We start from the raw sequence: 14,402 nt of genomic DNA on the forward strand, positions 1-14,402 counted from the left end.
GTTAAATTTATAGAAATGAGGTTCATGTGTGAATGTTATCTAGATGGAATGATGAGTTTATTACAAAATATAGATTTGTTGCTGAACTTACAAAGAAAGATTTTAAAACAAGATATGTCGGATCTTTTTTAGGAATACTGTGGGCCTTTATCCAACCTATGATTCAAATCATTATTTTTTGGTTTGTTTTTCAAGTTGGATTCAAATCAACACCGATTGATGATTTCCCATTTATATTATGGCTAATTTCAGCTATGATTCCGTGGTTTTTTATTTCAGATTCTATTCAAGGAGCGACTACATCTATTACAGATAATAGTTATTTGGTGAAAAAGGTCGTTTTCAAAGTGAGTCTCTTACCGATTGTAAAGATTTATTCTGCCTTATGGGTTCATCTGTTCTTTGTTGCAGTTATTTTTTTAATGTTTAGTATCTATGGTTACTTCCCGAATGTTTATAATGTCCAGGTGTTATATTATGTTTTTTGTATTTCAGTATTAGTGTTGGGGATTTCTTGGATTACATCATCTTTGATAATCTTTTTTAAAGATATGGGACAAATCGTATCTACAGTTCTACAGTTTGGATTTTGGTTAACTCCTATATTCTATTCACTGGATATTATTCCTCAGAAATATGCTTTTCTTTTGAAAATAAACCCTGCCTTCTATATTATTCAGGGTTACAGAGATACCTTTATTTATAAGTCATGGTTCTGGGAGCATCCAAAACTAACAGTCTACTTCTGGTTATGTACTATAGTTATATTAGTAGTGGGAAGAACCATGTTTAAAAAACTTCGTCCGCATTTTGCAGACGTACTTTGATAAGGGAGAAAATAAAAGCATGAATTCAGATGTTGCTATTAAAGTTGAGGGCGTAACTAAGACATATAAAATATATGAGAATCCTATTGATCGTTTAAAAGAGGGCTTGAATCCTTTTAAAAAAGATTATCATCGAGATTTCAATGCGTTGAATCAAGTGTCATTTGAACTCAAAAAGGGAGATGCACTTGCTATTATAGGTAAGAATGGTTCTGGTAAATCGACACTGCTTAAGATTATAACAGGAGTCCTTACGCCTTCTAGTGGGAAAGTTGCAGTTAATGGGAAAATATCAGCGTTGTTAGAACTGGGAGCAGGTTTTAATCCTGAATATACCGGCTTAGAGAATATATATTTAAATGGAACCATAATGGGCTATTCTAAAGAGCAAGTAGATGAGAAAATAGAGGATATTTTAAATTTTGCGGATATAGGCGAGTTTATTAAGCAGCCTGTCAAGTCCTACTCTAGTGGAATGTTTGCTCGACTGGCTTTCGCTGTTGCCATTAATGTCGACCCAGATATATTAATTGTTGATGAGGCTCTATCTGTAGGAGATATTCACTTCCAGGCTAAATGTTACAGGAAATTTGACGAGTTTAAGGAAAAAGGGAAAACCATTTTATTTGTATCTCATTCACTAGATAGCGTGATTCGATACTGTAACACCGCGATCCTACTTGATGAGGGCCAGCTTATAGATCAAGGTTCTCCTAAAGAAATGGTTGATATTTACAAAAGGATTCTTACCAAAAATTTCACTTCAACTACCACTACTTCTCAACCTGAGGTTCAAATGAATGAAGAGAGAAAAGAGATAAGTACGAACTGGAAACTTGAAATGGACATACATCCTGATTTTATAGACTATGGTGATAAAAAAGCTGAAATTATTGATTTTGGCATGTTTGATCAGTTAAATACATTGAATAATTCTTTTCAAAGTGATGAAATTACAACATTTAGAATTAGAGTTCGTTTTAACTCTAGTGTATCGAATCCTATTTTTGCCTTCGTTATCAAGGACATTAAAGGTATGGAGATTGCTGGAACAAACACGTGGTATAATGGAGAATTTACAGGTGATTACAATTCGGGTGATGAGGTAGTGGTTTCTTTCTCGCATCAACTGAATTTACAAGGTGGTACTTATACATTATCGTTCGGTTGTACGGGATATGAAAATGATGAACTGGTAGTTTATCACCGACTATATGATGTTATTTTTTTTAGAGTTGTTTTATTGAAATCTATCGTTGGAATAGCGGACTTAAATACTAAAATACAACTAGACCGATTATAGAAAGGAGAGTTAACGTTGAAACTCAACCTAGATTACTATAATGGGAAAGATCTTTATAGTGATGGAGAAGTAGAAGATAAACTGCTTCATATAACTAAAAATCATAAGTCCTTTCATAATGTTCTTAAAGAAAATTCCAGTTGGCCTATTCTATACCATCTATCTCCAATTAGATCCAACCTTCTTGAATGGTATCCATTTAATGAAAGAGCGTCTTTACTGGAAATCGGAGCGGGATGTGGAGCAATTACTGGACTTTTAAGTGAAAAGGTAAATAAAGTAACTGCTATTGAACTTTCAAAAAAAAGAGCAGAAATTCTTGCGAACAGATATGAGGACCGTGAAAATATAGAAGTAATTGTTGGTAATTTTGAAGATATACCTTTTGATAGGAAATTTGATTATATTACACTCATCGGAGTGTTAGAGTATTCTGGAAAATATGGGGAGGGGTCCTCCCCATATTTTGATTTTTTGAAAAAGGCAAAATCAATGCTTAGTCCTAATGGGACTCTTATTATTGCGATTGAAAATAAATATGGACTGAAGTATTGGGCTGGAGCTACTGAGGATCATACCGGGCAATGGTTTGATGGTATTGAGCATTATGTGGGAAATGATGAAGTTAGGACGTTCAGTAAAAAAGAGATTGAAGAGTTATTGAAAAAGGCTGGATTTTTTAATAATGATTTTTATTACCCAATGCCGGATTATAAGTTGCCATCTCAAGTGTTCTCTGACAGCTATTTACCAAAGCCAGGTGATCTTAAAATTACACCGAACTTCGACCGTGATAGGTTACTTTTATTTAACGAAAAAATTACCTTTGATAATATAATTCAGAATGAGATGTTTCCTTTTTTCTCTAACTCGTTTCTGATATTTTCGAAAGAATGAGGGGATTGTTTCATGAAAGTTATATATTCTAAATTCAATAGGGAACGGCTGCCCCAATACCAGACATCTACTATTGTGTATATTGATAAGGTGGGGGGGATATTCGCACAAAAAAAAGCTCTGACCAAAGAGGCTTATTCCCATATAAGCAGTATTCACGATAATTATATCAAATTAAGATTAATAATGAATGATATAAAAATAGCAGAATCGCATTTGGAAGAAAATGTTATTACCTTTGAGTATATTAATTCTCCTAGTCTTGATTCCTTATTGTTTGAGGAAATAATAGATGGTAACAAAAACAAGATATTTTCTTATTTGAACCAATACAAGTTGATGGTGCTTCAACAACCGCTTGTTTATAATGAAAGTTTTGAATCCGGAACAACGTTTAAAGAAGTGTTTGGACTCGAACCTCCGTTTTCTAATGTGATGTGTCAAAGGATATCCAACTTGGACTTAACTTTTGAAAATGTAACTCTTGATAAAGGACAATTTACTGTAATAGATTATGAATGGGTATTCGAAATGTTGGTACCTGTAGATTTTATTCTGTATAGAAGTATAAATGAATTTTATGCTAAGTACGCAGACTATCTGAGTCACCTTGCAAAAAAGGAAGAGTTCCTTCTCTTTTTTGGAATAAATTTGGATTATATTCAGATCTTTGAGCAAATGGAAGAAGGGTTCCAACGCTATGTCTTTGGAGAAGGTAGAGAATATCAAAATGCTCAAAGAGTACTAAAAGACACAAGCACTCTAGAAGATGTCCTTTCTGTCCAATTCGAGATTAATAAAAAAGATGAAGAACTACAGCTATTAAATGTAAAACTTAATCAAATTCAGAAGGATGTTTATCAACAAGTTTCTTCGCTACACTCAGAAATATCCTCAAAAGACAACACAATAAACGAGCTTACCAAACAAAGGGGAGAATCTGAGGTTCAACTTGTAGCAAAAGAAAAGGAAATAATGGATTTTAAACAAGAAATAAAAAATAAGGATGGCCACATCAATCAACTACTCGAAAGTGAACGGAAATTAGAGAATGTTTATTCCTCTCGTGGCTGGCGTATTTTAAGTAAATATTACTCTGTGAGAGACAGGGTGGTGCCACAAAATTCAAAGAGAAAGGTATTATTAAAACTTGCTTCAAAAACTTTGAAGAACCCAAGATTAATGCTTTCAAAGCTAAATAAAACAAATTTTAAAAAAATAAAATATTATTTGAATTCTGAAAAACCTTCCCAACTTATGAGTAGAATTGACTCCTATGTTGATCGTCATGATGACAATAACCAACAAACGGAACTGCAACTATATACTGTAACAAACTACGATGAGTTAGAGTTCAACCATTTTGAGAAACCTTTGGTATCTATTATTATACCTGTTTACAATCAATGGAAGTATACGTATTCTTGCCTCGCTTCTATACTGGAAAACACACCGGATCTAACATACGAAGTGATTATAGCAGATGACATGTCCACTGATGAGACAATTGATATTGAGAAAATAGTGAAAAATATTACTATAGTTAGAGATGGGGTAAATAGAGGGTTCCTGCTTAACTGTAATAATGCTGCCAAGTCAGCTCGTGGAAAATATGTGTTTTTTCTAAATAATGATACTAACGTCCAAGCAAATTGGCTGAGTTCTCTGGTAGAACTTATTGAGCCCGAACCTTCGATTGGTATGGTAGGGTCTAAACTTGTGTATCCAGATGGGAGATTACAGGAAGCTGGCGGAATTATTTGGAATGATGCAAGCGGTTGGAATTACGGCCGTTTGGATGATCCTGAGAAACCAGAATACAACTATGTGAAAGAAGCGGACTATATTTCCGGAGCTGCTATTTTGATTAGACACACGATATGGCAGGAGCTCGGAGGATTCGATGAAAGATATGTACCAGCTTATTTTGAGGATACAGATTTTGCATTTGAGGTTAGGCGCCTAGGCTATAAAGTGTTATTGCAACCTAAGTCTGTTATCGTGCATTTTGAGGGTATTTCGCATGGAACAGATACGAGTAATGGCATTAAAAGTTATCAAGTTACTAATAAAGAGAAGTTCATGGATAAATGGAAGGAAGAATTACTCAGAGATCAATTTCCTAATGCTGAACATATTTTTTGGGCCAAGGATCGAAGTAGGAATAGAAAAACCATTGTAGTCGTGGATCACTATGTGCCGCATTATGACAAAGATGCAGGTAGTAGAGCGACGTATTTCTATTTACAGTTATTTGTTTCGATGGGTTTCCATGTGATTTTCATAGGCGATAATTTCTTTAAACATGAGCCTTACACCTCGAACTTACAAGAACTTGGAATAGAAGTCTTATACGGAGACTATTATGCGAAAAATATAAACAAATGGATTAAAAATAATGGAGCCTATATTGATTATGTTTATCTTAATCGTCCACATATTTCTATAAAATACATGGAGACGTTTAAGAAATTCACTTCAGCGAAAATCATCTATTTCGGCCACGATCTTCATTTTCTTAGAGAAATGAGAAATTATGAATTAACGGGAAATACAAATCTTATGAAATCCTCAGAAGAGTGGAAGAAAACAGAGTTTTCCCTATTTAATGATGCTGATGTTATTCATGTAGTAGGTTCATATGAACAATCACTGCTTCAAAATGAGTTCCCGAATAAACCAGTAAGAAATATTCCGTTATTTCCGTATGAACATTCTTATAATTACGCTAAAAAGATTGAGGGCTTTGATGCTAGAAAAGATTTGCTATTTGTTGGCGGTTTTAACCATGCTCCGAATTATGACGGAATCGTATGGTTTTTGGATGAAATTTTCGATAGCATCAAAAGGTATATTCCAAATGTAAAGCTTTATATTGTGGGTTCCAATCCTCCTGATGATTTAAAAGCAAGATCCGCTGAGGATGTAATCGTTACTGGGTTTGTATCCGATGAAGAACTAGAGAGATATTATAATCAGTCCAAGCTTGTCATTGTGCCTCTACGTTATGGAGCGGGCGTTAAAGGAAAAGTAGTCGAAGCGATTTATTATCAAGTGCCTGTTATTACAACATCAATCGGTTCAGAAGGATTGGAAGAGTCTGAGATAGTAATGACAATAGCCAATGATGCGCAGCAGTTTGCTCATTCCGTCATTCAATTGTATCAAGACGAAACGATGTGGAATGCCCATTTCCAAGCATCAGTCCAATATATAGAAAAATATTTCACGCGAGAGGCTGCTAGTAAGATCCTTGCTCTCGATTTTAAAGACTAGGAGATACGAATATGATAAATGTTGTGTTATGCGGAGGGAATGGTACGCGGTTATGGCCGCTGTCTCGAACTTTGTATCCTAAACAATTTAATAAAATGATAGGAGACCGCTCTTTATTTCAAATGACCGCGGAGAGAAATGCCTCCCTTTGTGATCAAACATATATTGTATCTAACGAAGAACAGTATTTCTTGGCATTAGATCATCTTAATGAGTTAGAGATGAAAGCAGATAAATTTATCCTGGAGCCAGTCGGCCGGAATACCGCGCCGGCTATAGCTTTGGCTTGTTTTGCTGCAGAGGAAGATGAATTAGTATTGATTACACCATCTGATCATGTAGTTCAAAATCAGCAAGAATATAATCGTTGTCTTGAAACAGCCAAAGGACTGGCTCTTGAAGGATACATGGTAACCTTTGGGATCAACCCGAATTATCCTGAAACAGGTTACGGATACATAGAAGCGGATGGTCAGGATGTAGTTTCCTTTAAAGAAAAACCAGATCTATTAACTGCTGAAAGGTATTTGGAATCAGGAAACTTTTATTGGAATAGCGGAATGTTTCTATTCAAAGCAGGGGTATTCCTCAAGGAATTAGAGGCCTCAGCCAATGAGATTTATGATAGAACGCTCTTGGCTTTTAACAATGCAAGAGTCCATTACGACACCATTCGTATACTCAAAGAAGAGATGGAGGCCATACCTTCTAACAGTGTCGATTATGCGGTTATGGAATACAGTACCAACGTAAAAGTCGTCTCTTCCGACATTGGCTGGTCTGATCTTGGCAGCTTCGAAGCTTTATATGAACAACTGCCCAAAGATGAGGTAGGCAATTCTTTGGCTGATCATTATATTAGTGTTAATTCTTCACGTAATCTTATCCTGTCAAATGACAGGATGATTGCAACCATCGATGTGGAAGATCTTATGATTGTAGATACGCCTGATGCATTAATGATATCCAAACAAGGGTCTTCTCAAAAAGTAAAAGAAATCGTTACTGAACTGAAACGGAGAAAATCTAATCTTTGCGATAATCATGTTACTGCATACAGACCGTGGGGAAATCATACGGAGTTAGACATTTCACCGAACTATAAGATTAAAAAAGTGGTGGTGAAGCCAGGGGAAAAGCTTAGCGTCCAAAAACATTTCCACCGTAATGAGCATTGGATTGTTGTAAGCGGGACTGCTTTAATTACAGTGAATGGGGAACAGTCCCTGCTTCGAAGAAATGAATCTACCTTCATTCATATGGGCGATGAGCATACGGTCGAGAATCCAGGGAAGATCGATTTACATTTAATTGAGGTTCAAGTAGGGGAGTATATTGGGGAAGATGATGTTATAAGGTTGGAAGGAGAACGAGTTAACTTTGAATAAAAAAACAGGGAATTATCTAATTTTTACAGTTATATCTATACAATTTATTTTATATTTGTTATACGCATATAAGTCTTCAGCTAATATTTTTTTTCAAGATCAATTTGATCAAATACCCATCCTAGATGAGTTTTTCTCAGGAACTCTAACTTTCAATGATCTATGGCGTGCACACTTGGAACATCGGATTCTTGGGTATAACATTATTTCGCTAATGAACGCTATCTTTTTTAATTCTAATACCATGTATGAAATATACTTGGGTGCTGTGTGTTTGCTAATTACAGCATTTATTTTTTATAGAATTTATACAAGTTCAAGTGTCGAAAGAACGATGAGAACAGACATAACTTTTTCTGTAATCATATGTCTTATCTTTAGCTTGATTCAGTGGGAAAATATTGTTCTAAGCATTGGAATGAGTATAATGTTAAGAATGTTATTTTTTCTAATGGTTATGATTTCATTTGATCAGTATTTAAAAAAATACAATAATAAATCTTTAACTGTATTATTAATTTTTATCTTTTTTGCAATTCTGGTGTTTGGGGCAGGATATAGTCCTGCTTTGATTTTGAGTTTGGTTATAACTTTTGCAGTTATTCAGATTTCTGAGCATAAACTTTACGACAAAAGGAAGTGGTTGTTTTTAGGGGGGCTTACTCTTTATTGCATCCTATTATATGCCTTTTATTTCTATGGAATTTATGATGGAAATCATGTGTCGCAAAATACATCTATATTAGATAAGGCGCTAAATATATTAAGCCATCCTATAGATGCTACTAAATTCATCTTCGTCTCGATTGCTTCTAGCGTAATCGGAGTGAGCATATATGAAAAATATTTAAGTATTAACTTTATGATTTTTTTTGGTTTTTCTTTATTTGTTGCATATGTTTACTATATTTATTGTTTTTTCAAAAATAAGATCTATGAACGTACAATAGTGCCTTTTTTACTTATAGTATATTCTTTCATCATATTTGTTTTGATACTAGTTGCTCGCTTTAATTATGGATTAGATTATGGTGTCTCATCAAGATACACAACTGATACTCAATATGGAATAATTGGGTTGTTATGGATGTCTGCTACTATGTCGACAAATAGAAGTTTATCAAGATGGAACGTAAAGAAAATCATAAATCTAATGTTGGTTGCGGTAGTGTTCATTGCTTATTTATTTACTAATATCATTGAGTGGAAAACTTCCCCCTATAGAAAGATATATTTTGAAAACTTACAACAAATCGCACTTAACTATAGTAATTCTAGTAATGATGAGTTGAGTTTGTTCCAAAACCCTAATATAGAGGCTGTAATTAATGGGTTTAGGTTATTAGAAAAGAATCATTTGAATATTTTTTCGGAGAATAATAAAGTGAATTTCTTTAATGAATATCTAACCCCTAAATCGGGATGGTATGAGGAAGAGAATGGTGTAAGATGGACTAAAAAGGAGTTCGAGTTCCTTGTTAGACGGGATAGTATAACTACATTTAGTGAAGCTACCATATCTGGTTATATTCCTCCTGAGCAGAATAATGTGAAAATGTCCATTCTTATTGACGGACAACTCACTTTAGAGCAAGCAATGGATGAAGGAAGCTTTAGTATAAAGTTGCCGCTTAAACCAAACGTTGAATCCAATTCTATAAAAATTAAATTAAATTCCTCATTTACTCCCCAAAAGTCAGGAATCAATAATGACATAAGGGAACTCGGGGTATTGGTTACAAATATAACACCTCGATAGTGTTTAAAAGGAGTATCCTAAATGAAAATATCTATTGTAACTACAATGTACCGTTCCGCCGCCTATCTTCCTGAATTTTATTCAAGAATAAAAGGAAATATCACTAAACTTGGATTGTCCCATGAAATTATCATGGTAAATGATGGTTCTCCGGATAACTCACTAGATGTAGCAGTAAAAATTCAACAACAGGATCCTTGTGTGAAAGTAATAGATTTATCTAAAAATTTTGGTCATCATAAGGCCATTTTAAGTGGACTTTCTTATGCTAGAGGTGATTTGATATTTTTGTTGGATTGTGACCTAGAAGAGGAACCCGAGAATCTGGAATTGTTTTATAATGAATGGTTACGGGGTAACGGAGAATACGATGTTATTTACGGGGTACAGCGCGAAAGAGAAGGGACCTTCTATAGAAGGATCGCTGGGGATTTGTTTTATAAGTTCTTTAATTCGATTTCGGATGAAAAAATCCCTAAAAACCCTTGTACGATTCGTATAATGACTAAACGTTATGTGAGTAGTCTATTGGAGTTCAAAGATCAAAACGTTTTCTTGGCAGCGATGTTTGAAAAAGTAGGGTACAGACAGAAGTCTTATGCCATAAAAAAGACTTACAAAGGCTCAAGTTCCTATAATTTAATTAGGAAGTTGACACTCATGATGGATGGGGTTACTTCTTTTAGCAGCAGGCCTCTTCTGCTTATTATGGCAAGTGGTTCTTTAATTGCTTTTTTCTCGTTCGTCTATGCTATATTTTTAGTGTTCCGAAAGGTGTTTTTCCAATCGGTGATAGGTGGATGGACTAGTGTTATGGTTTCTATATGGTTAATGAGTGGTCTTATTATTTTTTCCGTAGGAGTAGTAGGGGTCTATGTATCCAAAATTTTCAATGAGACTAAAGATCGGCCAGTCTCTGTTGTTAGAAAAGTATATGAACAGGGAAGCAAAACGTGATTGGAATTAAAGGATTGTTTATCCAAATATATGGGATTGGTGTAAATGGGGATAAGTGGGCGTGAATGTTTTAAGTATAAAAATAAGTGAGGATGAATTATGAACAAAGTAGCTGTGCTTCAATCGAATTATTTACCGTGGAAAGGCTATTTCGATATCATTAATGATGTGGATACATTCATCTTCTATGACGATGTTCAGTATACAAAAAACGATTGGAGAAATCGCAATAAAGTCAAAAGCACGACGGGTGCTCAGTGGCTTACAATCCCCGTGAATAATTCGAATGATTCCTTGATCTGTGAAGTGATGTTGCCTAATTCGAATTGGAATGTAAAGCACTATAAAACGATAAGTGCGTTGTATTCAAAAGCGCCGTATTTTAAATTGTATAAAGATTTTCTTGAGCATGTTTATTTGGAACAAAAATGGAGCAGTCTATCCGAGCTCAATCAATATTTAATTCGATATATTTCTAAAGATATATTAGGTGTTTCAACAACGTTTAAGGATTCAAGGGAGTTTAGAAGTGAAGGGAAAAAATTAGACAGATTAATGGAACTGCTCCACAAATCTGAAACGGATCTTTACGTTTCAGGGCCCGCTGCCAAGGACTACATTGACGATGCTCGTTTTGAAGAAGAAGGGATTGAGTTAGTATATAAGGATTACAACCATTATCCAGAATACAATCAATTTCACCCTCCTTTTGATCACTATGTCACGATTTTTGATTTGTTATTCCAGACTGGATCGGATGCTTCCTATTATATTTGGGGCTGGAGAGAAAATGAAATTTGAAATAAGAAAAAGCTATCTTTTCCTTTTATTAAGCATAATTTTTCAATCTACTGCTTCCCTTTTTTCAAAGTTTGCAGCAGATACTGTGGGAGAAGGTCATGTGTTACTGGTTTTTACAAATAGTTATTATATATTGTCTGTAGCTTGCTTGTTTTTTCAAGCCATTTTTTGGCAGCGTACATTAAAGGATCTAGACCTGTCCTTTGCATATCCATTAACTGCACTAAACAATATTATTATTGTTGCCTTTAGCTATTTTTTGTTTCATGAAGAAGTTACTTTTAATAATATAATCGGAGTGCTTACTATTATGACAGGCATCATTATCCTAAATATAAAGAGCGAAAAATCATGATTCTATTGGTTAGTGCCTTATTGATTTTAATCAACAGCTTTGCTCAAATTTTGCTGAAGGTAGGTGCAGTAAAAGGAAAGAAGAATAAGGCTATAGTGTCTATTAATCTTCCTATAGTGGCGGGGTATATGCTCTTCTTGATATCGACCGTGTTGTCGGTATATTTGTTGAAATTCATAGCTTTGAAAAATTTCACTATAATCATTGCACTTAACTATGTGGGTACTCTGCTATTTTCATATATTTTCTTAAAAGAGAGGTTTACTAAACAAAAGATTATTGCAAGTTTCTTCATTATTGCCGGGGTAATTATATTTAATTTATGAGGTTGTTTGATGAATTTAAACGATAGGGGCTTTTTTTCTCATGATACTATTTAATGTACCTGGAGTTACTGGTAAAGAACAAGAGTATATCCAGAGAGTTGTTGAAAATCGCCGGTTTTCTGGGGATGGAGAGTTCACCAAATTAAGCAGCCAATGGATGGCATCTAAATTCGATACGATTAAAACATTGTTGACAACTTCTTGTACCCATGCCCTGGAGATGGCGGCTATATTAGCTGATATTAAAGAAGGAGATGAAGTGATTCTTCCTTCTTATACATTTGTTTCAACAGCTAATGCTTTTGCTTTAAGGGGTGCAAACATTGTGTTTGTCGATATTCGTCCAGATACGATGAATATTGATGAAACATTGATCGAGGCTGCGATAACTACACGAACTAAAGCTATAGTTCCCGTTCATTATGCAGGAGTGTCTTGTGAAATGGACACGATTATGGAGATAGCAAAGAAGTATAACCTGCTTGTTATTGAAGATGCAGCACAAGGGGTTATGAGTCGATACAAGGGCAGGTACCTAGGTAGTATTGGGCATTTGGGTTGTTATAGTTTTCATGAGACCAAGAACTACAATTGCGGGGAAGGCGGGGCCTTACTTGTGAATGATTCATCGTTCGTGGAACGAGCAGAAATAATCAGAGAAAAAGGAACAGACCGTTCCCTTTTTTTTAGAGGTCAAGTAGATAAATATACTTGGGTAGATATAGGGTCTTCCTATTTACCCAGCGAAATAAATGCTGCGTTTTTGTACGCTCAATTGCAAATGGCGGACGTTATTAATGACAGTCGCAAAGAGAGCTGGACTAAATATTACACTGGCTTAGAGCAATTACAACAGGAGGAATTAATCAAACTTCCTTTTATCCCCGTTGAATGTGAACATAATGCCCATATGTTTTATATCAAGTGTAAATCGCTGGAGGAAAGAACACGATTAATTCAATTTTTAAAAAGTAAAGAAATTCAAAGCGTTTTTCATTACATTCCGTTACACTCATCAGCTGGTGGCTTACAATTTGGCAGGTTTCATGGAGTGGATAAATTTACAACTTCAGAAAGCGACAAAATCCTAAGACTTCCAATGTATTATAATATAGATGACAATAATATTGGTAAAGTTATTGAAGCAATATATAATTTTTACCATTAATAGAAGGGTGTTTTTAAAATGAAGGGTATAATTCTTGCAGGTGGTACTGGTTCTCGCTTGTACCCCTTAACTAAAGTAACCAATAAGCACTTACTCCCCGTCGGTAAATACCCTATGATTTTTCATTCTGTTTATAAACTTAAATTGGCAGGGATAGAAGATATACTCATCGTCACGGGTAAAGAACATATGGGAGATGTAGTTAATCTACTGGGCAGTGGTAGCGAGATGAATGTTTCTTTTACTTACAAAGTACAGGATGAAGCTGGAGGAATCGCTCAGGCTTTGAATCTGGCTAAACAATTTGTAGCGAGTGAAAAAATGGTTGTCATTCTAGGTGACAATGTATTTGCGGATGATATAGGACCCTTTGTTGAAAATTTTAAAGCTCAAGCTAACGGTGCTAAAATTCTCATACAGGAGGTTAATGATCCAAATCGATTTGGAGTACCTGAAATCCAGGAAGATCGTATTTTATCTATCGAAGAAAAACCCGAAAAACCCAAAAGTAATTTTGCTGTAACAGGGATATATATGTTTGATCACAATGTGTTTGACATTATAAAGACATTAAAACCATCTGGAAGAGGTGAATTGGAGATCACAGATGTTAATAATGCATATATTGAAAAAGGGCAGCTTACATACGATGTCCTTCAAGGTTGGTGGACAGATGCAGGTACGCATGCATCACTGGCTAAAGCCAATGAACTTGCCCAAGATCTAATTTTTAGCGAAGAGTTTGGTAAACTGAAAATTTAAGTCAGGGGGAACCTGCTCATGAAAGTAACTCCTTTGAAGCTGCAAGGAGCCAGTCTACTGGAACCGATGGTTCACGGGGATCATCGTGGTTTTTTTATGGAAAGTTATAATGATCAGCACATGCAGCAGCATGGACTCAACTACCACTTTGTGCAAGATAACCAATCCTTGTCCGCACAGGCTGGCGTATTACGCGGTTTGCACTATCAGCTAAACCCCAAAGCACAGACGAAGCTCATTCGAGTCATTTCTGGAGGAATCTATGATGTAATTGTAGATATTCGTAGAGGTTCGCCAACATTTGGACAGTGGGAAGGGTTTATTCTAAGTGAGCATAACTATCGACAGTTACTTGTACCAAAGGGCTTTGCTCATGGATTTTGTACTCTCGTACCAAACACCCAAGTCTTGTACAAAGTGGACGAATACTATTCCCCGGAAGATGACCGTGGCATATTATGGAATGATCCGGCACTTGGAATAGATTGGCCTATTTCCAATCCTATTTTATCGGTGAAGGACGAGAAACACCCGATTTTGCATGATGCAGAGATCAACTTTAATTTTGGATAGTGAGATACAG

Annotated in this window: 13 protein-coding genes; all 13 read left to right on the plus strand. The window is 35.2% G+C overall.

Annotated features, from left to right (window positions below; all coding sequences use genetic code 11):
• Nucleotides 1–32: 32 nt before the first annotated feature.
• The 13 genes from CXK86_RS07265 to rfbC all read left to right on the plus strand — a co-directional run bounded on the left by CXK86_RS07265 (nucleotide 33) and on the right by rfbC (nucleotide 14,392).
• The gene (locus CXK86_RS07265; RefSeq protein WP_076254116.1) at nucleotides 33–827 is read left to right on the plus strand and encodes an ABC transporter permease; all 795 of its coding nucleotides are present in this window, start codon (nucleotides 33–35) and stop codon (nucleotides 825–827) included.
• Nucleotides 828–846: 19 nt separating this feature from the next.
• Nucleotides 847–2,130 (plus strand): ABC transporter ATP-binding protein, encoded by a 1,284-nt coding sequence (locus CXK86_RS07270; RefSeq protein ID WP_076254118.1) that lies wholly within the window; start codon nucleotides 847–849, stop codon nucleotides 2,128–2,130.
• 15 nt (nucleotides 2,131–2,145) lie between these two features.
• On the plus strand, nucleotides 2,146–3,027 hold the full coding sequence (locus CXK86_RS07275; protein ID WP_076254120.1) for a class I SAM-dependent methyltransferase: 882 nt from the start codon (nucleotides 2,146–2,148) through the stop codon (nucleotides 3,025–3,027).
• A 12-nt stretch (nucleotides 3,028–3,039) separates the two neighbouring features.
• Nucleotides 3,040–6,303 carry a glycosyltransferase gene (locus CXK86_RS07280; protein WP_076254122.1) on the plus strand — a complete coding sequence of 1,088 codons (3,264 nt, stop codon included), beginning with the start codon at nucleotides 3,040–3,042 and terminating at the stop codon, nucleotides 6,301–6,303.
• An 11-nt stretch (nucleotides 6,304–6,314) separates the two neighbouring features.
• Nucleotides 6,315–7,691, plus strand: a complete 1,377-nt coding sequence (locus CXK86_RS07285) for a mannose-1-phosphate guanylyltransferase/mannose-6-phosphate isomerase (RefSeq protein ID WP_076254124.1) — start codon at nucleotides 6,315–6,317, stop codon at nucleotides 7,689–7,691.
• Nucleotides 7,684–9,450, plus strand: coding sequence for a fatty acid desaturase family protein (locus CXK86_RS07290; protein ID WP_076254126.1), 1,767 nt, complete (start codon nucleotides 7,684–7,686; stop codon nucleotides 9,448–9,450). The genes CXK86_RS07285 and CXK86_RS07290 overlap by 8 nt, the downstream gene beginning before the upstream one ends.
• A 21-nt stretch (nucleotides 9,451–9,471) precedes the next feature.
• Nucleotides 9,472–10,407, plus strand: a complete 936-nt coding sequence (locus CXK86_RS07295) for a glycosyltransferase family 2 protein (RefSeq protein ID WP_076254128.1) — start codon at nucleotides 9,472–9,474, stop codon at nucleotides 10,405–10,407.
• A 99-nt stretch (nucleotides 10,408–10,506) separates the two neighbouring features.
• On the plus strand, nucleotides 10,507–11,208 hold the full coding sequence (locus tag CXK86_RS07300; RefSeq protein WP_076254130.1) for a WbqC family protein: 702 nt from the start codon (nucleotides 10,507–10,509) through the stop codon (nucleotides 11,206–11,208).
• Nucleotides 11,198–11,563: a DMT family transporter gene (locus CXK86_RS07305; protein WP_076254131.1), complete on the plus strand. Its 366-nt coding sequence runs from the start codon at nucleotides 11,198–11,200 to the stop codon at nucleotides 11,561–11,563. Before CXK86_RS07300 ends, CXK86_RS07305 begins: the two co-directional genes overlap by 11 nt.
• Complete coding sequence (locus tag CXK86_RS07310) at nucleotides 11,560–11,889, plus strand: EamA family transporter (RefSeq protein ID WP_076254133.1); 330 nt, start codon at nucleotides 11,560–11,562, stop codon at nucleotides 11,887–11,889. Before CXK86_RS07305 ends, CXK86_RS07310 begins: the two co-directional genes overlap by 4 nt.
• A 40-nt stretch (nucleotides 11,890–11,929) precedes the next feature.
• Entirely contained in the window at nucleotides 11,930–13,057 is a 1,128-nt protein-coding gene (gene rffA / locus CXK86_RS07315) for a dTDP-4-amino-4,6-dideoxygalactose transaminase (RefSeq protein ID WP_076254135.1), read from the plus strand.
• A gap of 18 nt (nucleotides 13,058–13,075) precedes the next feature.
• Entirely contained in the window at nucleotides 13,076–13,819 is a 744-nt protein-coding gene (locus tag CXK86_RS07320; RefSeq protein WP_076254137.1) for a sugar phosphate nucleotidyltransferase, read from the plus strand.
• An 18-nt stretch (nucleotides 13,820–13,837) separates the two neighbouring features.
• Nucleotides 13,838–14,392, plus strand: a complete 555-nt coding sequence (gene rfbC, locus CXK86_RS07325) for a dTDP-4-dehydrorhamnose 3,5-epimerase (protein ID WP_076254139.1) — start codon at nucleotides 13,838–13,840, stop codon at nucleotides 14,390–14,392.
• Nucleotides 14,393–14,402 lie beyond the last annotated feature (10 nt).

The sequence above is a fragment of the Paenibacillus sp. BGI2013 genome (genome assembly GCF_002843485.1).
Lineage (GTDB): Bacteria > Bacillota > Bacilli > Paenibacillales > Paenibacillaceae > Paenibacillus > Paenibacillus amylolyticus.

What these genes read in the sequence shown, in the direction of transcription:
- CXK86_RS07320 (WP_076254137.1), top strand. Translation starts at nt 13,076, where the DNA reads ATGAAGGGTATAATTCTTGCAGGTGGTACTGGTTCTCGCTTGTACCCC.
- CXK86_RS07265 (WP_076254116.1), top strand. Translation starts at nt 33, where the DNA reads ATGTTATCTAGATGGAATGATGAGTTTATTACAAAATATAGATTTGTT.
- CXK86_RS07300 (WP_076254130.1), top strand. Translation starts at nt 10,507, where the DNA reads ATGAACAAAGTAGCTGTGCTTCAATCGAATTATTTACCGTGGAAAGGC.
- rffA (WP_076254135.1), top strand. Translation starts at nt 11,930, where the DNA reads ATGATACTATTTAATGTACCTGGAGTTACTGGTAAAGAACAAGAGTAT.
- CXK86_RS07305 (WP_076254131.1), top strand. Translation starts at nt 11,198, where the DNA reads ATGAAATTTGAAATAAGAAAAAGCTATCTTTTCCTTTTATTAAGCATA.
- CXK86_RS07285 (WP_076254124.1), top strand. Translation starts at nt 6,315, where the DNA reads ATGATAAATGTTGTGTTATGCGGAGGGAATGGTACGCGGTTATGGCCG.
- CXK86_RS07270 (WP_076254118.1), top strand. Translation starts at nt 847, where the DNA reads ATGAATTCAGATGTTGCTATTAAAGTTGAGGGCGTAACTAAGACATAT.
- rfbC (WP_076254139.1), top strand. Translation starts at nt 13,838, where the DNA reads ATGAAAGTAACTCCTTTGAAGCTGCAAGGAGCCAGTCTACTGGAACCG.
- CXK86_RS07310 (WP_076254133.1), top strand. Translation starts at nt 11,560, where the DNA reads ATGATTCTATTGGTTAGTGCCTTATTGATTTTAATCAACAGCTTTGCT.
- CXK86_RS07295 (WP_076254128.1), top strand. Translation starts at nt 9,472, where the DNA reads ATGAAAATATCTATTGTAACTACAATGTACCGTTCCGCCGCCTATCTT.
- CXK86_RS07280 (WP_076254122.1), top strand. Translation starts at nt 3,040, where the DNA reads ATGAAAGTTATATATTCTAAATTCAATAGGGAACGGCTGCCCCAATAC.